The organism is Nocardioides sp. 616 (genome assembly GCF_002930065.1).
Taxonomy (GTDB): domain Bacteria; phylum Actinomycetota; class Actinomycetes; order Propionibacteriales; family Nocardioidaceae; genus Nocardioides; species Nocardioides houyundeii.
Map to the genome: position 1 here is coordinate 199870 of NZ_POAG01000017.1, position 20590 is coordinate 220459.

The following is a 20590-nucleotide window of genomic DNA, read 5'->3' on the forward strand; positions in this document are numbered from 1 at the left end:
TGATCAGATCCCTTCCCGCTCGATGGGGCACGACATGCAGCGCGGTCCGCCGCGTCCGCGGCCGAGCTCGGCACCGGCGACGGTGATGACCTCGATGCCCTTCTTGCGCAGGAAGGTGTTGGTGGTGACGTTGCGCTCGTAGGCCACGACGACGCCGGGGCGCAGCGCCAGCACGTTGCACCCGTCGTCCCACTGCTCGCGCTCGGCTGCGCGCACGTCCTGGCTGGGGGTGAGCACCCGTATGTCGTCCAAGCCCAGCGCGTCGGCGATCGCCCGGTGCATGTCGTCGGGCTCGTGCGCGGTCACGGTCAGCTCACCGTCCTGCTCACCGGACTGGATCGTGAACGAGGGCAGCATGCCGAGCCCGGCGTACTTGGTGAAGGTGTGGTCGTCGACCATCGTCATCACCGTGTCCAGGTGCATGAAGGCTCGGGCCTGGGGCAGGGACAGGGCCACGACCGTGCTGGCGCTGCCGGCGTCGAACAGCCGTCGGGCAAGCCGCTCCACCCCCTGAGGGGTGGTTCGTTCGCTCATCCCGACCAGGACGACACCGCGGCCCAGCACCAGGAGGTCTCCGCCCTCCGTGGTCGCCGTCCCGTTGGCGGTGGCGTCGCCCCACATCCGGAAGTCCTGTCCGGCGAAGAGCGGGTGCCACTGGTAGATGGCCTCGTAGTGGACGGTCTCGCGCATCCGGGCCCGCTTGCGCATGGCGTTGATGGAGACGCCGTCGTATATCCACGCCGAGGTGTCGCGGGTGAAGAGATGATTGGGCAGGGGCGGCAGCACGAAGTCCTCGGCGTCCATGGCCTGGATGACCACGGAGACCGGTACGTCCGTGCGCTCCAACAGCTCCGACTTCGTCATTCCGCCGATCAGGATCTCGGTGAGCTCGCTCTCGGGCATCAGGGAGAACAGGTCCTGGATGAGATTGGCCGCCAGCGGTCCGTAGGTTCGCTCGTCCACCGTGCTGTTGACCACGTGCGCCCGCGCCTCGGGGATGGCCAGCGTCTCCCGGAGGAGGTCACCGAGCAGGTGCACCTCGACCCCGCTGTCGCGCAGCGTGCTGGAGAACGCGTCGTGCTCCTGCTGTGCCCGCTTGACCCACAGCACGTCGTCGAACAGGAAGTCGTCCTTGTTCGTGGGAGTCAGCCGTTTCAGCTCGAGTCCCGGCCTGTGCAGGATCACCCTCTTGAGAGCGCCCACCTCGGATTCCACCTGGAGCGCCATGGCCCCTCCTTCTGGTTGTGTGGTCCCAGGCAACCGCGCCGCGGTGACGTTGCAAGAGGGCACATGGTCCCGGCACCGGAATGACTATCGGCAGGTCTCACGACCACGGGCGAGTGTTTCGTTGGGTGGGTTGCCACCGCGCAGAAAGGCTTGGTCATGCCTCCTACCCATCGGGCTGATCCACCCGCCGAAGAGCCGTCCGAAGAGCCGTCCGCCGCCGTGGACGAGACCGGTGCGGAGCACGAGCAGAAGACGTTCCGCTTTCCCAGTGCCCTGACGGTGCTGGCCGCGGTCACCCTGCTGGTGTGGCTGCTGGCGTTCGTGGTGCCGACCGGCACTTACCAGACCGACGCCGACACGGGCCGCCCGATCCCGGGTACCTATGAGCGCATCGACTCCACGCTCTCCTTCGGGGATCGCCTGATGCAGCTGTTCCTCGCCCCGGTCAACGGGCTCTACGGCATCTTGAACGGGGAAGGCTTCGTCGGGCCCAACGAGAGCGGCGAGCTCTACGGAGCGGCCGGGGTGTTCCTGTTCGTGATCGGCATCGGCATCTTCATCACCATGGCGATGCAGACCGGTGCCATCGAGCACGGCATCGGCCGGGTCGCGATCAGGATGAAGAGCCGCAGCGCGGCCCTGATCGCCGTGCTGATGGTGCTGTTCTCGATCGGGGGTACGACCGAGGGGATGGCCGAGGAGACCCTGGGCTTCTACATCCTCGTGGTGCCCCTGATGCTCGCGCTGGGCTACGACCGGATGGTCGCGGTCGGCACGATCATGGTCGGTGCCGGCATCGGCGTGCTGGCATCGACGGTCAACCCGTTCGCCACCGGCGTGGCCTCGGCTTCTGCCGACATCTCGATCGGTGACGGCATCGGGTTCCGACTGCTCATGTACGTGGTGCTGGTCCCGGTGGGGATCTGGTGGGTGCTGCGGTACGCCAAACGGGTGCGTTCGGACCCGTCGGCCTCGATGGTCAGTACGCTCCCGGAGGACGAGGAGCTCAAGGCCCAGGGGGTGGGCGATATCGCCGCCCTGACCGGGCGGGACAAGCTGGTGCTCAGCATCGTGGGACTGACGTTCGTCTTCATGATCTTCGCCATCGTGCCCTGGGCCCAGATCTTCGATGGGCCGGAAGCCGAGAGCTACGGCTGGCAGCTGGACTGGTACTTCCCGGAGCTCGCAGCGCTGTTCATCGTGATGGCGCTGGTGGTGGGAGTCATCGGCGGGCTGGGCGAGAAGGGCGTGACCGACGCTGTCACCCAGGGGGCCGGGGACTTCATCGGAGTCGGTCTCGTCATCGTCCTGGCACGAGGGGTGACGGTGATCATGAACAACGCGCAGATCACCGACACGGTGCTGCAGTCGATGGAACGAGTTGTCTCCGACACCTCGTCCTGGGTCTTTGGTGGACTGATGTTCCTGGTCAACGTGCCCTTGGCGTTCCTGGTCCCCTCCTCGTCCGGTCACGCCGCCCTGGCGATGCCGATCTTGGCGCCCCTGGCGGACTTCGCGGGCGTCTCACGCGCCATGGTGGTGACCGCGTACCAGTCCGCCTCGGGAGTGGTGAACCTCATCACCCCGACCTCTGCGGTGGTGATGGGCGGCCTGGCGCTGGCGAAGGTGCGCTACGACCAGTACCTGCGGTTCGTGCTGCCCCTGGTCGGCATCCTCTTCGTCGCTGCCCTGGCCCTGAGCGCACTGGGGGCGGCGCTCTCCTGACAACGGGCCTCGCGGCGACTGGGCCCTAGGTCCCCACCCGGACGGGCGCAGTGCCCTGCACCGGGTGCGCGGTGCCGACCACGCTGGGAGAATGACCAGCCCACACCCCGTCGCGCGGCGCACCGTCGAACCCAGCTTCTTCGAGCGCCGGCGGCGAACCGGGATCGTGCTGAGCCTGCTGGTCCTGGTGGCCTGCGGGGCGCTGGTCGGAGCCGCCACCGGGGTGGTCATGGCGGAGGTGTGCCGGATGGTCCTGTCCCACGTGCTAGCGGACCTGTGAGGCCCGGGGAGCGGCGGCGGCACGTTTCGGCCGTTGCACGGGCACCCGCCAGACCACGCTCGTGCCCTGTCCCAGCGCTGAGACGACCTTGAGCTGACCCCCACGCAGCTCGGCGCGCCTGCGTAGGTTCGCCAAGCCGCTCTCGTGGCCGACGGCGTCCATGCCCTTGCCGTCGTCCGTCACCCGGACCGTGATCCCGTCGACGACACTGACCTCGACGGCGCACAACCCCGCCTCGGCATGCCGGGTGGTGTTGGCCAGGGTCTCGGACACCACTGCCACGAGGTCCTCGAGGAGGTCTCCGTCGATGAGCGCGCGTACCGGGCCGCGGAAGCGCAGCGTGGGGCGCAGCTTCATGGTGCGTGCCGCACGCTCGACGACGGCCCCGAGCGCGCGACGGGGATCGGTGTCGTCCTGGCCCGAACCCAACTCGAAGATGCTTCGCCGGATGTCACGGATGGTCACGTCGATGTCGTCGACCGTGTGGTCCAACCGGTCCCGCATCTCCTGGGGATCCTGGCCGGCCGCGATCGACTGCAGCTCCAGGCCCACGGCATACAGGTGCTGAATGACCAGGTCGTGCAGGTCTCGGGCGATCCGGTCCCGGTCCTCCACGACGGCCAGACGCTCCTGGTCCCGGCGGGCCTCGGCCACCTGCAGGGCGGAGGAGGCCTGGTCGATCAGCAAGGAGGGGAGCGAGGCGTCCTGCAGGACGGCGGCAGGGTCGACGTCGCGACGCCAGGCGAGGCAGACCACGCCGGACTGGCCGTCCGGCAGGTGCAAGGGCACCACGACGCCCCGCTCGGCCGGCTCGGTGCCCAGGGTCCGTGCCACGTCGGCGCTGCGGGGGTGCCGGCCCAGGTCCTTGACCGTGAGGGGTCGACCGGTCGCCGCGACGCACCGCTCCAGGGACGAGCTGAGATCCACGCTCGCCATGGTGGCGGGCGACACGGTGGCGCCAGCGACCGCCTGCAGGCGGAGCTTCGTGGGATCCGCCCCCGTTGCGACCCACACGAGGTCGGCCCGGGAGATCTCCTGTGCCCGGTCGGCCAGGATCTGGGGCGCTGCGGCGTCCGCGTCGGGACGCAGGATGGCGGTGGTGAGGTCTACCGCTGCGGCCAGCCAGCGTTCCCGCCTCGAAGCCTCCTGGTGGAGGAGCGCGTTCTCGATCGCGACCCCGGCCGCTGCGGCGAGGGCGGTCGCGACCTGCTCGTCGACCTCGGTGAAACCCGCGCCGGCGAGGTTGTCCTTCAGGTAGAGGACGCCGAAGGCGTGCTCCCGCACACCCACCGGGACGGCGAGGACCGGGCGGGGACCGGACTGGGCGCCGGTCCAAGTGGCGGGGGCGGCCCCGCCGGGCAATCCGTCGGCCCGGGCCTTCCGGTCCAGCAGCATGCCCAGGACGCCACGCCCCTGCGGGAACTCGGTGCCCACGCCCGGCAGGCCCGTGACCCTGTGGGTCACCAGCGTTCGCAGACTCCGGCCGCCCGGGGGATCGGGGACGCCGAACGCGGCATGGCGTGCGCCGGCCAGGTTGGCTGCTGCCTCCACGATCCTGGCCAGCAGGTCATCCAGCGACAGATCCGCGGCCAACGTCGCGAGAGTAGCGAGCAACAGGCGCCAGCGTCGCTCGTCATGACCGTGGTGGTCCTGATGAGTGGCGATCTGCATCAGATCGTCGAACGACGGGTCCCTCGCACCGAACGAAGGCCTGCTCTCCCCGTCGAGCTCTCCCGAGAACTCGCGCATGCGCACTCCTTGGCAACGAAATGTGATTCAGGTTACCAACAGATCTCTCCGTTTCACCAGCGTCATCCTGCCCTGGCACAAATGCCGCGCCATCGCTCGCGACCGTGCAGCGTAGGTCACCTGGGTTGGCTGGACTGGCGGGCCGCGATGATGGCCGCCTGGGTCCTGGTAGCGACCCCGAGCTTGCCGAGCATGATGGAGACGTAGTTCTTCGTCGTCTTCTCGGCCAGGCCCAGGTGCTCGGCGATCTGGCGGTTGGTCAGCCCGCGCCCGACGAGCTCGAGCACCTGCTGCTCCTTGGGTGTCAGGTGCTTGGTCAGTGGATCCTTGGGGGGTCCGTTCCGCAGCCGCTCCAGCACGTGGGAAGTGGCCACCGGGTCCAGCATCGAGTGCCCGGCCGCGACTCGGCGAACCGACTCCACGAAGTCAGCGGCCTTGACCTCCTTGAGGACGTAGCCCGCGGCCCCGGCCATGATCGCGGCGAAGAGTGCCTCGTCCTCGTCGTACGAGGTGAGCATCAGGACCGCTATCCCGGGGTCGATCGACCGTACTTGGCGGCAGACCTCCACCCCCGTCCCGTCGGGGAGGCGGACGTCGAGGATCGCGACGTCCGGCCTCAGGGCGGGGATGCGGCGGGCTGCCTCGACGGCGGAGCCGGACTCTCCGACCACCAGGATGTCGCCCTGGCGCTCCAGCAGACTGCGGATGCCGTGGCGCAGCAGCTCATGGTCGTCGAGCAGGAACACCTCGACGGGCGGCCGCGCCCCCGGCTCGGTCTCGCTCGATGCTTCCCACATGCAGTGAGCGTAGGCCCGGCGCCGCGCCCTGTCGTGGTCCGAAGTCCCATCCGCCCCGGGTCTTTGTGCCCTGTCGTGGCACTTCCGCGAGTGTGTCGAAGATCACAGGATTGGCCTGCCGTCCCGGGGTACGGACGGCGAGCGCCAGAAGGCGTGACTCAGCACCTGGGACTCCAGATGCCACCAATTGAGGGGATTTACCAAACATGTCCACCACCGTTCACTCCGACAACGCGCGACAGTCCAACGCCCGGCCCGAGCGCCGCGTGAGCACCGAGACCAAGGCCTCCTTCAAGTCCAGCGAGCTGATCGCCTACGTGCTCGCGGTGCTGGGGGTGCTGATCGCGTCGGCCGTCGTGGATGCGAGCGACTTCGGCCCTCAGGAAGCGTGGTTCTACGTCACCCTGCTCACGATCGGCTACATGGTCAGCCGCGGGCTGGCCAAGTCCGGCAGCCGGGAGTTCTTCGACGACGACAACCGGTAAGGCACCGCACCGCCCTGCCGGGCCCGAACGCCGTTCCCGCTCGCGGGGGCGGCGTTCGGGGCCCAGCCCTCGAGCATCCCCAAGGTGGACCCATGTTCTTGCTCTTCAGCAACCGCCTCGGCTGCGGCGGCTCGCTCCTGCTCTCGCTTGCCGTCACAGCGGTGCTCCTGCTGGCCCTTTTCCGGTGAGGCTCAGGCCCTTGCCCTTGCCCCTGCGCGGGCCAACCTGCCTCAGAGGCCCAGGCGATCCAGCAGCCGGTCGGTCGCCCGACCGTCCTCGAGGCAGCAGTACGTCTGTTGGAACTCGGTGTAGCGCCGGGACCTGACGGGCAGCTCCCTCAGCGTCGCCACAAGCTCCTCTTCGGTGGTCACCACCGGGCCCGGCGCCTCGGCCAGGAGGTCGAAGTAGAAGCCTCGTACCGAGTCCCGGAAGTGGTCCAGGTCGTAGGTGAAGAACACCAGCGGGCGCCCTGTGATGGCGAAGTCGAACATCGTGGACGAATAGTCGGTGACCAGCACGTCCGCCACGAGGTAGAGGTCCCGCACGTCGGGGTGCAGGGACACGTCCCGCAGCCCGGGCCGCGACGGGATCGGGCTGCGGCCGGTCATCAGCGGGTGCAGGCGGGCCAGCACCACGTGGTCGGGACCCAGGCGCCGGCTGAGCTCGGCGAGGTCGAGCCCCAGCGGAATCTCCGGGGTGCCCTTCTGGAACACCTCGTCGTCGCGCCAGGTCGGGGCGTACAGGACGACCGTGGCGTCCTCGTCGATGTCGAGCTCCTTGCGGACCCGGGCGGCGACCAGGTCGGCGTGCGGAGCCAGCAGCACGTCGTTGCGGGGATAACCGATCTCCAGCACCTCCCCGTCGTAACGGAACCCGTGGCGCAGCCTGGGTGTGCTCGCGGGGTTCGGGGAGACCAGGAGGTCCCACTTCGCCACGTCGAGGTCCAGTCGGTCCAGACGCCCTTCCGGTGCCCACAGCACGTCACGGTGGATCCGCTTCAGCGGAGTCCCGTGCCACGTCTGGACGTATGTCGTGGACTCCGGCTTGGTCCACTCCACCTCGGTGTGGGTGTTGGCGATGACCACGTCGGCGGACTCCAGCGCCGCCGTGGCCTCGGCACTGTCGATCGGCACCGTCCGCGTGCCCGAGGGGAACGAGGCCAGGTGCTCGGGGTCGGCGAGCCACAGCTGGTCCAGGGACGGGCGTCCTGCGAGTCGCTCGTACACCGCGCGCGGGTTGTCGGAGTAACGCCCGTGGAAGCTGTTGTAGACGATCTGCACCGGGGCAGTCTGGCAGAGCCACCTGGCCTGAGGTTTCGGCCGGGCGTCGTCTGGGTATCTGTGCAGCACCTCAGCCCGTGGTTGACCCGCAGCGGGTGAAGCAGGAGGTTCGACGGCACGTCGACCCGGGACCGTCCTTCCCTGCTCGGAGATTGGCATTCATGGATCTGTGTGACAAGACCCTTCCGGCCCTGCATCCGCGGTTGGCCGCCCCCGGTTACGACCGGTCGGCCCTGCGTCGCTCCATCGTGCACATCGGCGTGGGCGCCTTCCACCGTGCCCACCAGCTGGTCTACCTCGATGCCTTGGCGCGTGCCGGGAACAGTGAGTGGGGCGAGACCGGGGTCGGTCTCGTGTCGGACACCATGAAGGGCGCGCTCCTGCCCCAGGACAGGCTCTACACCGTGGTGGAGCGTGCGTCCGGGCAGGAGGCGGCGACCGTCGTAGGTGCCATGAGTGACTACCTCTTCGCCCCGGACGACCCGCGGGCAGTGCTGGGCCGGCTCGCCCACGCGGAGACCCGGATCGTGACGCTCACGATCACCGGGGACGGCTACAACCTCGACGCGAACGGCGACTTCGACGACCGCGGGGCCACGGTCCGGGCCGAGGCACTGCGGCTGGAGCGCCCCACGACGTGGTTCGGGTTCCTGGTCGCGGCACTCGCTCGTCGGCGTACCGCGGGGCTCGGTGGCTTCACCGTGCTGTCCTGCGACAACCTCGCGAACAGCGGCGCCGCCGCCGAGTCCGCCGTGGTCGGCTTCGCGCAGATGGTCGACCACACCCTCGCCCGCTGGATCAGGCGTCACGTGAGCTTCCCCAACGGCATGGTCGACCGGATCACCCCGGTCCCGGGCACAGCCGCTCCCCAGCTGGTGAGCCAGCGCTTCGGCCTGGTCGACCGGGCACCGGTGCTGACCGAGCCGTTCCGCCAGTGGGTGATCGAGGACAGCTTCGCCGCTGGCCGTCCGCCACTGGAGGACGTGGGAGCCGAGCTGGTCGCCGACGTGGCGCCGCACAAGCTGATGAAGTCCAGGCTGCTGAACGGGACGCACAGTGCCATGGCGTACCTCGGCCACCTGGCCGGACACCGCACGACGGCACAGATGGCGGCGGATCCGATCATGCGGGACTACCTGGTCCGGCTGATGCGGGACGAGATCGCCCCCCTGCTGCCTCCGATCCCGGGAGTGGACCTGGGCACCTACCGCTCGACGGTCCTGGACCGTCTGGGCAACGAGAACATCAGCGACGACCTGGCCAGGCTCGCTGCCCGGGGTTCCACGAAGATGCCGGCCTACCTCCTGCCCTCCCTCGTCGAGTCCAGGCGAGCGGGACGACCGAACCCGCTCCTGATCCTGGCGGTGGCGGCGTGGTTCCGCTATCTCCGGGGCCACGACCTCGCCGGTGAGTCGATCGACGTCACCGACGTGCGCCGCGACGAGCTGGTACCGCTGGCGCTCGCCGGCGGCACGGATCCGGGACCGCTGCTGGGTCTGCGCTCCGTGATGGGAGGTCTCGGCGATGACCTGTGGGTGCGCAGCGAGATCAGCCGCGCCCTGCGTGACCTGGAGCGCCTCGGCGTGCACGGTGCCGTGCGCATGCGACTCTCCGCGAGCCACGGTGCTGTGCTGCGACCGCGGCTCAGCGACGAAAAGGAAGGAAGCCTCATCTCGTGAGCACCCACCTGGCCGCCCCGGAGTCGGAACCGGTCGACCTGAGCGAGGTGACGACCCTGCTCTGTGACGCCGACGGCACTCTCTTCGGTTCCGAGGAGCCTGCGTACGCCGCCTCGGCCGACGTCACGAACAGGTTCCTGGCCGCTCTGGGAGCCGGGCGCTCCTTCTCGGCGCAGGAGCTGCAGGAGACGACGAACGGCAAGAACTTCCGTGCCACGGCGAGTGACTTCGCCCGGCACTACTCGGTGGAGCTGTCGGACTCCGAGCTGGACGCCTGGGTGGCGCAGGAGCGTGCCGTGGTCACCGCACACCTGCGTTCCGTGCTGGCGCCGGGGGCCGGCGTCAGGGAGGCGATCCAGGTGCTGGACGCGCGCTACCAGCTCGCGTTGGTCAGCTCGAGCGCCCTGTCGCGCCTCGACGCGTGTCTTGAGGTGACGGGACTGAGTCGCCACTTTCCCAGCGACCGCAGGTTCAGCGCCGAGGACTCTTTGCCCCAGCCCGTCAGCAAGCCCGACCCGGCGGTCTACGAGGTGGCGGGGCGTTGTCTCGGCATCTCCGGACGCCAGGGCCTGGCCATCGAGGACTCGGTGAACGGCACCCTCTCGGCCGTGGCTGCCGGCTTCCCCACGATCGGGACCGTGCAGTTCGTGCCTGCTCGCACCAGGGCACGGCGGGCGCGGGAGCTGATGGAGGCCGGCGCCTTCGCGGTGGTCTCGGACCTGTCGGAGCTGGTGGCGAGGTTGTCCCGGAGTGACGAGGGAGCGCGGTGCCCGGGTTGAGGCCTCGACGGATCCTTGCTGCGCTGACCGGCTGCGTCGTCCTCGCGGTCACGGCCCCGGCCGGCGCCGCCCCGCAGGACCGGGACAACGAGTCCTATCCGTGGCACACCTCGATCGTGGCCACCACGTTCTGGGTCGGGGAGATCTTCGATCCCCAGGCGCCCGACGGCAGCCAGATGATCTCCACCTACGACGACCACTGGTACGGCAGCTACGGCGGGTGCGACGGACGCGTCCGGGGCGGGGTCTGCACCACGGAACGACGCCTACGACGCGATGGCTGGTTCCCCCGCCGCATGGACCCGCTGCAGAACCCGTTCTACCTCGATCTTCCCTACGACGACCTCAACGACCCGATCGGTCACCAGCGGCGCGGCGAGCTCGTGCCCTGGGCCACGCGCCCACGGTACGCAGCGTTGGTCGCCGACCCCCAGGTCAGCATCATGAAGAACCGCTGGGTGCAGATCACGTCACGAGGCCGCACCTGCTACGGCCAGATTCAGGACGCCGGCCCGGGCAAGTACCACGACGCTCGGTACGTCTTCGGGTCGGATGACGCTCGGCCGGCGTCCAAGCGCTACAACAACGCCGGGATGGACGTGTCGCCGGCACTGAACGGCTGCTTGGGGTTCCGCTCGCTCAACGGCAACCGGGACCGCGTGGACTGGCGCTTCGTGGACCGCAAGGACGTCCCCGCAGGCCCGTGGCTCAGGATCGTGACCCGGTGACGGCAGGCAACCGGCATCCGGACATCCTGGCCCAGCGCGAGCGCTAAACTGGACCAATCCAGTAGGCTTTAGTCATGGCCTTGGACACTCTTCCGCTCCCCGACCTGACCGACGCCGAGGTCGTGGTGCCAGCTCCTGGCGCGGGCGCCGGGAACTGGGCCGGCGCCGCCAGCGTGACCCTGGTGGACGGCACGTTCTGGCTCGCCTACCGCTTGCGGCGCCCCCTGCATGCTGGACGGGGAGTGGCGACCGTGGTGGCGCGGTCCGAGGACGGGATCGACTTCACCGGCGTGACCGAGGTCCTTCGTGACGACTTCGGTGCCGAGTCCTTCGAGCGGCCCTCGGTGCATCGCCGTCCGGACGGCGGCTGGCGGCTCTACCTCTCCTGCGCGACGCCGGGCTCCAAGCACTGGTGGATCGAGGCGCTGGACGCGGATCGACCCGAAGACCTTGCGGAGGGCCGCCGCACCGTCGTGCTCGCTGGTGACGACTCCGTCGCGGTCAAGGACCCGGTGATCACCGAACGCGATGGGCGCTGGGAGATGTGGGCCTGCGAGCACCCCCTGACCGAGGCGGGGGAGGAGGACCGGATGACCACGTCCTACCTCACCAGCGACGACGGGTTGCGCTGGGTGCGACAGGGCACGGTGCTGCTCCCCACCCCCGGCTCCTGGGACCAGCGGGGGGCCCGTGTCACCGCGGTGCTGTCGCACGACCCCCTCGTCGTGCTCTACGACGGCCGCCCGACGGCACAGGACAACTGGCACGAGACCACGGGGCTCGCTCGGGCCGGGGCGGACGGGGTGCTGGTGGCAGACGCGGCATTCGCGCCGTTGCGCTCCCCGCACTCCGACGGCGCTCTGCGGTACGCGTCCGCCGTGCCGCTGTCCGACGGGTCGACGCGGTTCTACTTCGAGGTTGCTCGCGCGGACGGGGCGCACGACTTGGTCACTTCGCTCAGTCGGCCCTGACCCAGTCGGCCCGGACTCAGTCGGCCCGGACTCAGTCGGCCCGGACTCAGTCGGCCCGGACTCAGTCGGCCCGGACTCAGGCCCCGGCCGAGGTCATCGCCGAGTGCCTGCTGGAGAAGGTGCCGCCGTCGCGATAGGTCTTCCAGTCAGCGAAGGACTCGCCGGTGAGGCGCTCGAGGAGGTCGATGTCGCCCAGGTGGGGCTCGAGCAGCGCCTGACGCTGCCGGGGGGTCAGGGTGGGCCGTGACTCGTCCCCGCCGCGGTGCAGTTGGGCGATCAGGGGACGACTCACCCGGCGCCAGACCTCGGGCGGCAGGAACTGCGCCACCGTCGCCCCGGCCCGGATCACCGGGGCGATCGCTCGCACCCGGGGGCTGTCCCGGACGAAGGGCCGGGAGTTGTCGCGGGGAATCCGGTCGACCTCGGCGGAGTCGACCCCGAGGAAACCGAAGACCCGGTGCAGCGTGGCACCCGGGGACTCCACCAGCTCGCGGTAGCGCAGCAGCAGCACCTGCTCACGCGGGAAGTGGTCGAGGAGGTCCTGCACCTGGCGGCCGTACATCCCCAGACCTCGGTAGTGCCAGAACGGCGCCCAGCCGGCGTCGATGCGCTGCTGCTCCCGGCTCACGGCCTCGAGGATGTCGGAGCGGGGCTCCAGGCCGTCCATCCACAGGTGCATCCAGTTGGAGTAGGCGCGGTCCACGGGATCGCGCAGGACCGCGACCAGTCTGGCGTCCGGGCGGTCCGCCGCGATCCGCCGTCGTGCGTCGCGGTTGTAGAGGTAGAAGGGGGTGCTCTCCCCGACGAGCGCCCCCGGTGGCGCGTCGGCGAACAGGCGGAGGTACCGCTCACGCTGCCAGATCCACTCCTGGTTGCTGTGGGCGTCCCCGGGACCCTTGTACGCCGGCGGCGGGGAGTCGCCGCACATGTAGTACTTCGGCTCCTTGACCCCGGAAAGGTAGAGCTGTGGGTGCTGGGCGAGTGCGGCGTGCAGCGCGCTGGTGCCCGCCTTGGGTGCGCCGATCAGGAAGAAGTCCGGCAGCCGGTCCACGGTCATGGTGAAAGACTATTGAACTGGGGGTCTTTGACAAGGGCCGCTGCGACGAGGAACTGACGAGTGGTCGCTCAGCGGATCCGCGTGCCCCGCCCGGCGCCAGGCACCGAACGCGGACGCCGGCCTCCCTGGGTGAGGATGAGGCCGGCCCCGTGACACGGAGCACCCCCACACGAGTGGCAGGCTCGGGTCATGGCCATGGCAGAGCGACCCCCGGTGCCGGAGACGATGCTGACCCCGCTCCGCCGGATCCTGGGCGCCTTGGAGCAGTGCGGGGAGGAGGTCGCGTGGGTCGGCGTGAGATGGCGGGTCGCGGGCGCCACTGTCGCCCATGTCTTCGGGGGAGAGGACCAGCTCTTCCGGATCACCTTCCGTGCCGATCCGGACGAGGTGATGGCCTTCGAGCACCTCGGAGCGCCGTACTTCCGCACCGGGTGGGGGAGCAACGTCGTCGGCCTGGTGCTCGACGAGCACACCGACTGGGAGGAGGTCCGGGAGCTGCTGACCGACTCCTACTGCCTCCAGGCGCCCGCCCGGCTCGCCGAGCGGGTGCCGAGACCAGGAGCTGCCCAGACCTGAGGCCCCCAGACGGAGGTCTGGACTCAGGCGGCTGCCGGCTCCAGCGCGGTGCGAAGCTTGGCCAGGGTCGCCGAGAGCAGTCGGGAGACCTGCATCTGCGTCACCCCGATGGCGGCACCGATCTCGGCCTGCGTCCGGTTCTGACCGAAGCGCAGCTCGATGATGGTGCGCTCGCGCTCGGTCAGTCCGGCCAACACGGGCCCGAGCTGGGCCCGGGCCTCGGCGCTCTCGAAGCCGAGCTCGTCTGCTCCCAGCATCTGCCCCAGCTCGGAGGACTCGCCAGGCGAGAGGGGGGCGTCCAGCGAGGAGGGTACGTAGCAGCCCGTGGCGCCGAGCGCCTCGAGCACCAGGTCGAGGTCGGCCTCGAGGTGCTCCGCGATCTCACGAGGCCGGGGCGAGCGGCCCAACTGCTGCACCAGAGCCTCCTCGGCACCGCTGATCGCAGCCTGCATCTCCTGGATGGAGCGCGGGGGGCGGACCATCCAGGCGCGGTCGCGGAAGTGACGACGCAGCTCGCCGCGGATCGTGGGCACCGCGAAGCTCAGGAACTCCCGGCCCTTGTCGGCCTCGAACCTCTGGACCGCCTTCACCAGGCCCATGCAGGCCACCTGCTCCAGGTCGTCGAGGTCGATGCCCCGGCCCCGGTAGCGCCGGGCCACGTCCTTGGCGAACTGCACGTTCAGCTCGACCACCAGGTCCTGGATGTCGCGCCGGGCCTGACCGGTGGCTTCCGCTGCCTGCTCCAGCAGCCGCATCGTGGCCGCTCGCCGGTCTGCCGGGTCAGGCCAGATGCCGTCTGCCCCGGCCCTGCTTGCCAACTTCTGCAACATGGACGTTCACACCTGTCGAATGAGGGGGTTGTCTTGCGGCCCGGGCCGAACGTTCCGGCTGCCTAGTGCGACATACCCGGCGTGAACCTCACGAAACATACGATCTTCAACAATCTTGGCGCAGGCAAGGACCAGGGAGCAGGCGGCCTCAGGGACGATCAGGCGCAGTCCTGACAGACCGTGGGGTCCTCGGCTGAGCGCATCGTGTGGTGGTGCAGCAGGAAGCATCGACTGCAGGTGAACTCGTCATCCTGCTTCGGTCGAACCTCGACCACGAGCTCCTCGTGGGAGAGGTCGGCACCGGGGAGCTCGAAGGACTCAGCGGCCTCCGTCTCGTCCTCGTCGACCTTGCCGGAGTTCTTGTCCGCGTTGGCGGGAGCGAGGCGGAGGGCCTCGATGCTCTCTTCCTTCTGCTCTTCTTCGGACTTGCGGGACGCGTCGTAATCGGTTGCCATGTAGCGGTGCTCTCTCTTCTCGCGGGAGCGCGAATGGTAGCGGGACGTGGAGGTCGTGGCCTCGTCCGGGTCCGGCGCGGCGCGGGCCGCCTCCCTGCCCGCGTGGTGCTGACCCCGGGCCGAGGTGCCTCGGGTGATGCTGTCAAAGGTAGGCTGCGGCTCAAATGGAGACCCAGACTGGCCCCGTGCGCCACCCCGTGCCGCAGGGCGTGCGGCGTCTCAACCTCACTCTCAAGGCCGCTCTCACGTTCATGCTGGCGCTGGTGGTGATCAATCCGGAGTGGGCGCACCTGGAGGGCAAGGCGGCCCATCTGCGTGCCTTGACCTACCCGGTGCTCGCCTTCACGGTGCCCGTCATCTGGCTCACGGCCTGGCGCGAGCGTGCCTCGTTCCCCTGGCTGGCCGACACCCTGGTCACCGTCACGTGCTTCTCCGACATCCTGGGCAACCGGCTGGACCTGTACGACCAGATCGGCTGGTTCGACGACTGGATGCACTTCATGAACGTCGGCCTGCTGGCAGCCGCCGTTGTGCTGCTCACCATGCACCGCAGCGCGGGACTGCTCTCGGTGCTGGAACGCGCCCTGGCGGTCGGATCGACTGCGGCGATCGGCTGGGAGATCGCGGAGTACTTCGCATTCATCAGCGGCTCCGACGAGCGGCGCTTCGCCTACGCCGACACGTTGAGCGACCTCGGCCTGGGGGTGCTCGGTGCCGTCGTGGCAGCCCTCGCCATCCACCTGCTTTGGCGCCGCGGCGCACTGCGCGAGACCGCGCCACAGCTGGACCTGCCCCTCCCGGTCTCAGTGTCCTGAGGCGGGTGCGCCGGTAGCCAGCCGGGAGAGCCGTGCGCGCGTCGCCTCGGCGAAGGGACTCCACACGAACCAGCGGGGGAGCGCTGCGGCCAGGCGGACCTGGCCGAGCACCTCGATGTCGTCCACGGCCACGGCGGCGGTCCAGCTGCGCCTGCCGTGGAAGACGTCGGAGAGAGTGGGGATCGTGGTCACCACGACCACGTCGTCGTCGAAGCCCGGCGAGGTGAGACACACCGATGGCTCGCCCCGGTCCAGCAGCATCCAGAGCGACTGCGGCTGCTCGCCGGTGAAGTGGAACCGGACGACCACCCGGTGCGGCGGCAGGGCCGAGGGATCGACCCTGCGGTGCATCCACCAGACCAGGGTCACGGCGTCCACTTCCTCTGGGCGGACCTCGTCGAAGAACCAGTCGATGGCCCAGGTACCGAGCACCTCGATGACCCGTTCCAGGTCCCTGCCCGCGGCGGTGAGGTGGTACTCGCGGCCGTGCCCGGCCGGCGACGGCCAGGTGTCGAGGATTCCGCGGCGCTCGAGATGCCGTAGGCGGTTCACAAGCAGCGTGCGCGAGATCCCGGGCAGGCCACGTGCGATGTCGTTGAAGCGGGTGTTCCCCAGCACCAGCTCGCGCACGATCAGCGGTGTCCACCGGTCCGCGAGGATCTCGGTGGCGATGGAAACCGGGCAGTATCGACCGTACTCAGCCATCCTCCATGGTGCTCTCCGGCCGGGGTGGGAGTCCAGATCTTGTACTGGCCAGGTCACGTTCGTGCACTGGGCGGGCCTGCCAGCGGATCCCTAGCGTCGAGCCATGACCAACACACTGACGAACGACACCGGCAGGTCCACCGACATCCACACCGACAACGACACAGCGCTGCGCGAGCTCGCGGCGGGGGTGGGGCGGGAGATCGCCGGCCACGCACGACGACACGACGAGGACGGGACCTTCGTCGAGGAAGGGCTGGCCCTGGTCCGGGATAGGGGTCTGCTCGCGCTCGCGGTGCCCCAGGAGCTGGGTGGCATGGGGGCGACCCTGCGGCAGGTGACCATGGTGCAGCGGGAGCTCGCCAAGTACTGCGGATCCACCGCCCTGGCCACGTCGATGCACCAGCACGTCGCCGCTTTCGTGGCGTGGCGGCACCGGCGGGGACTGCCCGGGGCCGAGGCGACCCTGCGGCGGATCGTGGCCGACGGCATCGTGCTCGTCTCCACGGGTGGCGCCGACCTCACCGCGCCCCGCGGTGAGGCGATCAAGGTGGACGGAGGCTACCGCGTCTCGGGGCGCAAGATCTTCGCGAGCCAGTCGACCCACGGCACGGTGCTGTCGACGATGTTCGCCTACCAGGATCCGGATCAGGGGCGACGCGTGCTCAACGTGGCCGTGCCGATCGGCGCCGACGGCGTCACGGTCCTGGGCAACTGGGACACCCTGGGGATGCGTGGGACGGCGAGCAACGACATCCTGATCGAGGACGTCTTCGTGCCCGAGCAAGCCGTGCTGGCCAACCGCCCGTGGGGAATGGTGGACCCGCCGCTGCAGGTGATCCTGAGCATCGCGATGCCCATCATCTCCGGGGTCTACCTCGGCATCGCGGAGGGTGCGCTGTCCTCTGCCCTGGAGACGGCGGGCGCCCGGGCCGACCGGGTGCTGGTGCAGCGCCAGATCGGGCTGATGGAGCACCGCGTCCAGGTGGCCGATTGGGCGCTGGCGGGCGCAAGCGCCGTGGTGGGCGACGATCCTGAGCCCTCGCTGGAGACGCTGCGGGCGGTGATGATCGCCAAGCGGGAGGTGGCGCTGGCCGGGCAGGAGGTCTGCGACCGGGCGATGGACGTCGTGGGGGGCCAGGCGTTCTTCAAGGGCCACCCTGTCGAGCGCGCCTACCGGGACGTCCGGGCCGCCAAGTTCCACCCGTTCTCACCCGAGCTCACGCTGGCCCACACCGGGTCACTGGCGCTGGGGCTCCCGGTCGACGAGCTGGCGAGCGTGGGCTGAGGGCGACCCGCCGGGCTCAGCTCCCGGTGCGGGTGTCGAGCTGGACCTGGGCTCGGCTGAGCCACCCCACCACCTCGGCACCGAAGGCGACGTCGAGCGGGTGCCTCTCGCCCGCGTCGGCGGCGTCGACGAGCTGGCGGGCAGCGCGGGCCAGGCAGGCCGGGTCCTCACCGGGCCGACGGCCGGGCATCGTGGAGAATCCGGACTCGCCCCACAAGGTGGTCTCGCGGTCGTTGGCGGCCGGCGGCGCGAAGAGCGACAACGTGGCGGTGCTGGTGGCTCCTCCCTCGTGCGTCATCGAGAGCGTCACGGTGTCGGCTGCTCCACCGACGGCGTGCAGCGACGTCAGCGGTCCCAGGGTGGCGCTCAGGGTGGACAGCACGTGCGGACCGATGTCCCACAGGGCGCCCCGCTCGCGCCGCCAGGCCGACTCGCGGAACGGGTTGGTCCCCGCGTCCAGCGACGTGAGCCACCGGGACCAACCGCCGCGCCAGCCGCCGGTCCGCACGGTCTCGTCGTGCCAGGCCTGCCACTGGGGTGCGAAGCGGTCGGTGAAGAAGACGACGGTGGTGACTCCGGCCGCCTCGACGGCCTCGACGAGCTCGCGGGCGGTCCCGGGGTCGGTGGAGACCGGCTTGTCCAGCAGCAGGTGCTTGCCAGCGCGGGCGGCGCTCAGGGCCAGGGCGACCTGCACGTCCGGGGGTACGGCGAACGCGACGGCGTCCACGTCGGCCAGCAGGTCGTCGTACGACGGGTAGCTGGCGGTGCCCAGGTCCGCGGCGAGCCTCCCGGCGCGCTCGGTCGACCGTCCCCACACACCCCCCAGCTCCAGGCCCGGAGCCGCCACGAGGCCGGGGCCGTGGGTGAGACGGGCCCAGGGTCCGGTGCCCACCAGTCCGAAACGCATCTGCCTCCTCCTACCTGCGGGTACCGTGCGGCCGTGCCCCCCTCCTCCCGTCGTGTACTCAACCGTGCCCTGCACCGGCTGCGCAACTGGGTGGAGGTGATGGCCGCGATCCATCCGGACACCGACGCCGCGGACCGGTTCGGCCGGTTCGGGTTGGGCAGCTGCATCGCCTTTCCCGCGGCCGCGCTCTTCGGGGAGCCGGCGATCCACCTCGGTGAGAACACGTTGGTCGGCCGGCACTGCTCGCTGAGCGTGGGCTACTTCCCCGACCAGGACGACCTCCCCGAGCGTGGCCTGGTGATCGGCGACCGTTGCGTGATCGGCGCCCGCACCACCATCACCGCCCACGAGTCCGTGGTGATCGGTGACGACGTCTGGTTCGGGCAGAGCGTCTTCGTCTCCGACGCCAGCCACGGCTACCAGGACCCCGGGATGCCGATCGGGCTGCAGCTCGGCCGTCACCAGCCGGTGAGCATCGGCTCAGGCTCCTGGATCGGGAACGGGGCAGTGATCCTGCCCGGGGCCACCGTGGGACGCCACGTGGTGGTCGGGGCGGGCTCGGTGGTCCGAGGTCACGTCGAGGACCACGCCGTGGTGGCCGGGGTGCCCGCCAGGACGGTGCGGCGCTACGTCCCGGAGGTGGGCTGGGTCGCCACCGACGGCTCGGGAGAGGTGCGGCCGCCGTTCACGGCAGCGGAGGTCGAGGCAGTCCTCACCGGTGCGTGAGTCCGGACCTCGACCCGGTCCGAAGCCCGGGCGGCCCGGCCGGCCTAGCTAGGTGCGGCGAACGGTGCGCACCGCTCCCTCGCGGCGGGGATCGGCCGCGGCCAGCAGGTGGCCGTCCGGGCCGGCGAGCGCGGCGCCCACCCCGCCGAAGTACATGGACAGCGTGGTCTCGTGCTGGACCTCCTCATCGGGGCGACCGGCACGGTGCAGGTGAACCCGAGGCTGCTCGATCGCGTCCTGCAGGCTCATCCCGCCCACGAAGCCCGCCAGCGCGGTGACGATCGCGGTGGAGATGCGGCTGGCGCCGGGGGAGCCGATCGCCAGCACGGTCCCGGACTCGTGGCGGGCCACGGTGGGCGCCATGTTGGACTGGAGCCGGGTGCCCGGCCGAGCGGCGTGCAGGCCCTGGGCGTTCAGCTCCTGCTCCCCGAGGGTGTTGTTGAGCCAGATGCCCGTCCCCTCCGCGATCATCCCGGAGAAGTAGCCGGACGAGACCGTCACCGCACACGCGCGACCGTCGCTGTCGGCGGCTGAGACGTGAGCGGTCGAGCCCGACTCGGCCACGGTGAGCCCCGACGACCCCGCCAGGGCCAGCAGTTCGCGAGAAGCCTGCTCGAGGTCGGGGGAGTGGTCCAGGTGCTCCAGGCGGTAGCCCAGCACGGCGCGCTGCACCTGAACCATGAGTGCCACGTCCTCGGGAGCCCAGCCGCCCTTCGGCCGGCCGTCGAGCAGCCGCAGCATGGCCGCGACGCACACGCCCCCGACCGAGGGAGCCGGGGTCGTCGAGAGGCGCCACCCGGCCGCGTCCGCGCGCAACGACGGTCGGGTCAAGGGCTGGTAGGCCACCAGGTCGTCCAGGCCGAGCAGGCCGCCCCGCTGCGTGACGTCCCGGGCGATCAGCCGGCCCAGGTCACCGGTGTGCAGCGCCGAGGGGCCGTGCGCGGCGATCTCCTCCAGCGAGTCCGCCAGGTGCGGGACGGAGACGAGGTCGGCGCTCACCTGGCCGTTCGCGTCGTGCACCGCGACCCGGCTGACCGGGTCCCATCCGAAGATGCTCTCGTGGACGTGGTGGAGGTAGTAGCGCGACGCGGTGCCGAGCCGGAAGCCGCCGCGGGCCACCTCCAGGGCCGGTGCCACCACCTCCGACCAGGGGAGGGCGCCCTCGCGCCGGTGGGCGACACCCAGGGCGGCGACGGAGCCGTGGACCGCGACCGAGCCCGGGCCGATGGTGATGTCGACGCCGCCGCCGTACTCGGTGTGGATGTCCCAGGTGCCGGCCCCGGGCGTGAACTTCCGGCCGCGCCCGGGCATGTCCATCCACCCGTCGACCGTGTACGGCGTCCCGTCGCCGGGGGGCTGCACGGTGACGAAGCCACCGGAGCTCAGCGAGACCAGGCCCACCTCGTTGACCATGGTCACCAGGACGGCCGCGACGGCGGCGTCCACCGCGTTGCCGCCCGCTTGGGCCACCCGCTCGCCGGCGTCTGCGGCCGCGGCGTTGGGGGCGGCCACCGCCACGTCAGTCATGAGC

The 20590-nt window shown here is 70.3% G+C and carries 21 protein-coding genes; 11 read left to right on the top strand and 10 right to left on the bottom strand.

Annotated elements, in window-relative coordinates; translation table 11 throughout:
* Positions 1 to 3: 3 nt before the first annotated feature.
* A complete protein-coding gene (arcA, locus tag C5H89_RS07385; protein WP_104106387.1) occupies positions 4 to 1227 on the bottom strand; it encodes an arginine deiminase in 1224 nt (407 codons plus the stop codon).
* Positions 1228 to 1383: 156 nt separating this feature from the next.
* On the opposite strand from arcA, the gene C5H89_RS07390 reads away from it, so the two are divergent.
* Positions 1384 to 2952: a YfcC family protein gene (locus C5H89_RS07390; protein WP_104106388.1), complete on the top strand. Its 1569-nt coding sequence runs from the start codon at positions 1384 to 1386 to the stop codon at positions 2950 to 2952.
* A 91-nt stretch (positions 2953 to 3043) separates the two neighbouring features.
* Positions 3044 to 3232 carry a hypothetical protein gene (locus C5H89_RS07395; protein WP_104106389.1) on the top strand — a complete coding sequence of 63 codons (189 nt, stop codon included), beginning with the start codon at positions 3044 to 3046 and terminating at the stop codon, positions 3230 to 3232.
* On the opposite strand, the gene C5H89_RS07400 is transcribed toward C5H89_RS07395, so the two are convergent.
* Together C5H89_RS07400 and C5H89_RS07405 are read right to left on the bottom strand one after the other, a co-directional pair.
* Entirely contained in the window at positions 3218 to 4981 is a 1764-nt protein-coding gene (locus C5H89_RS07400) for a GAF domain-containing protein (protein WP_104106390.1), read from the bottom strand. The two genes, C5H89_RS07395 and C5H89_RS07400, sit on opposite strands and share 15 nt — an antisense overlap.
* A 116-nt stretch (positions 4982 to 5097) precedes the next feature.
* Positions 5098 to 5778 carry a response regulator transcription factor gene (locus C5H89_RS07405; protein ID WP_104106391.1) on the bottom strand — a complete coding sequence of 227 codons (681 nt, stop codon included), beginning with the start codon at positions 5776 to 5778 and terminating at the stop codon, positions 5098 to 5100.
* A 206-nt stretch (positions 5779 to 5984) separates the two neighbouring features.
* Between C5H89_RS07405 and C5H89_RS07410 the strand changes: the two genes are divergently transcribed.
* Positions 5985 to 6263 (top strand): hypothetical protein, encoded by a 279-nt coding sequence (locus tag C5H89_RS07410; protein WP_104106392.1) that lies wholly within the window; start codon positions 5985 to 5987, stop codon positions 6261 to 6263.
* Positions 6264 to 6493: 230 nt separating this feature from the next.
* On the opposite strand, the gene C5H89_RS07415 is transcribed toward C5H89_RS07410, so the two are convergent.
* The gene (locus C5H89_RS07415; RefSeq protein WP_104106393.1) at positions 6494 to 7543 is read right to left on the bottom strand and encodes a CDP-glycerol glycerophosphotransferase family protein; all 1050 of its coding nucleotides are present in this window, start codon (positions 7541 to 7543) and stop codon (positions 6494 to 6496) included.
* Between the two features lie 161 nt (positions 7544 to 7704).
* Between C5H89_RS07415 and C5H89_RS07420 the strand changes: the two genes are divergently transcribed.
* The 4 genes from C5H89_RS07420 (at position 7705) to C5H89_RS07435 (ending at position 11700) form a co-directional block, all read left to right on the top strand.
* A complete protein-coding gene (locus C5H89_RS07420) occupies positions 7705 to 9222 on the top strand; it encodes a mannitol dehydrogenase family protein (protein ID WP_104106394.1) in 1518 nt (505 codons plus the stop codon).
* Positions 9219 to 10001 carry an HAD family phosphatase gene (locus tag C5H89_RS07425; protein ID WP_205304918.1) on the top strand — a complete coding sequence of 261 codons (783 nt, stop codon included), beginning with the start codon at positions 9219 to 9221 and terminating at the stop codon, positions 9999 to 10001. Before C5H89_RS07420 ends, C5H89_RS07425 begins: the two co-directional genes overlap by 4 nt.
* Positions 9998 to 10729, top strand: a complete 732-nt coding sequence (locus tag C5H89_RS07430) for a hypothetical protein (RefSeq protein WP_205304919.1) — start codon at positions 9998 to 10000, stop codon at positions 10727 to 10729. The genes C5H89_RS07425 and C5H89_RS07430 overlap by 4 nt, the downstream gene beginning before the upstream one ends.
* 74 nt (positions 10730 to 10803) lie before the next feature.
* Entirely contained in the window at positions 10804 to 11700 is an 897-nt protein-coding gene (locus C5H89_RS07435; protein WP_104106396.1) for a hypothetical protein, read from the top strand.
* 76 nt (positions 11701 to 11776) lie between these two features.
* On the opposite strand, the gene C5H89_RS07445 is transcribed toward C5H89_RS07435, so the two are convergent.
* Positions 11777 to 12757, bottom strand: coding sequence for a sulfotransferase (locus C5H89_RS07445; protein WP_104106397.1), 981 nt, complete (start codon positions 12755 to 12757; stop codon positions 11777 to 11779).
* 195 nt (positions 12758 to 12952) lie between these two features.
* On the opposite strand from C5H89_RS07445, the gene C5H89_RS07450 reads away from it, so the two are divergent.
* Entirely contained in the window at positions 12953 to 13333 is a 381-nt protein-coding gene (locus C5H89_RS07450) for an MmcQ/YjbR family DNA-binding protein (RefSeq protein WP_104106827.1), read from the top strand.
* A 23-nt stretch (positions 13334 to 13356) separates the two neighbouring features.
* Here C5H89_RS07450 and C5H89_RS07455 read toward each other — a convergent pair whose 3' ends face one another.
* Positions 13357 to 14163, bottom strand: coding sequence for a SigB/SigF/SigG family RNA polymerase sigma factor (locus C5H89_RS07455; protein ID WP_240181751.1), 807 nt, complete (start codon positions 14161 to 14163; stop codon positions 13357 to 13359).
* Positions 14164 to 14321: 158 nt separating this feature from the next.
* Positions 14322 to 14618 carry a DUF4193 family protein gene (locus C5H89_RS07460; RefSeq protein WP_101524403.1) on the bottom strand — a complete coding sequence of 99 codons (297 nt, stop codon included), beginning with the start codon at positions 14616 to 14618 and terminating at the stop codon, positions 14322 to 14324.
* A 185-nt stretch (positions 14619 to 14803) separates the two neighbouring features.
* Between C5H89_RS07460 and C5H89_RS07465 the strand changes: the two genes are divergently transcribed.
* A complete protein-coding gene (locus C5H89_RS07465; RefSeq protein WP_162799279.1) occupies positions 14804 to 15433 on the top strand; it encodes a hypothetical protein in 630 nt (209 codons plus the stop codon).
* On the opposite strand, the gene C5H89_RS07470 is transcribed toward C5H89_RS07465, so the two are convergent.
* Positions 15422 to 16138: a helix-turn-helix domain-containing protein gene (locus C5H89_RS07470; protein WP_104106400.1), complete on the bottom strand. Its 717-nt coding sequence runs from the start codon at positions 16136 to 16138 to the stop codon at positions 15422 to 15424. The genes C5H89_RS07465 and C5H89_RS07470 overlap by 12 nt on opposite strands.
* A gap of 103 nt (positions 16139 to 16241) precedes the next feature.
* Between C5H89_RS07470 and C5H89_RS07475 the strand changes: the two genes are divergently transcribed.
* A complete protein-coding gene (locus C5H89_RS07475) occupies positions 16242 to 17426 on the top strand; it encodes an acyl-CoA dehydrogenase family protein (protein ID WP_104106401.1) in 1185 nt (394 codons plus the stop codon).
* Positions 17427 to 17442: 16 nt separating this feature from the next.
* Here the strand turns inward: C5H89_RS07475 and C5H89_RS07480 are convergent, their stop codons facing one another.
* Complete coding sequence (locus C5H89_RS07480) at positions 17443 to 18333, bottom strand: Gfo/Idh/MocA family oxidoreductase (RefSeq protein WP_104106402.1); 891 nt, start codon at positions 18331 to 18333, stop codon at positions 17443 to 17445.
* Between the two features lie 33 nt (positions 18334 to 18366).
* Between C5H89_RS07480 and C5H89_RS19490 the strand changes: the two genes are divergently transcribed.
* On the top strand, positions 18367 to 19059 hold the full coding sequence (locus C5H89_RS19490; protein ID WP_275887107.1) for an acyltransferase: 693 nt from the start codon (positions 18367 to 18369) through the stop codon (positions 19057 to 19059).
* Between the two features lie 48 nt (positions 19060 to 19107).
* Here the strand turns inward: C5H89_RS19490 and C5H89_RS07490 are convergent, their stop codons facing one another.
* Positions 19108 to 20586, bottom strand: a complete 1479-nt coding sequence (locus C5H89_RS07490) for a gamma-glutamyltransferase (protein ID WP_104106403.1) — start codon at positions 20584 to 20586, stop codon at positions 19108 to 19110.
* Positions 20587 to 20590 lie beyond the last annotated feature (4 nt).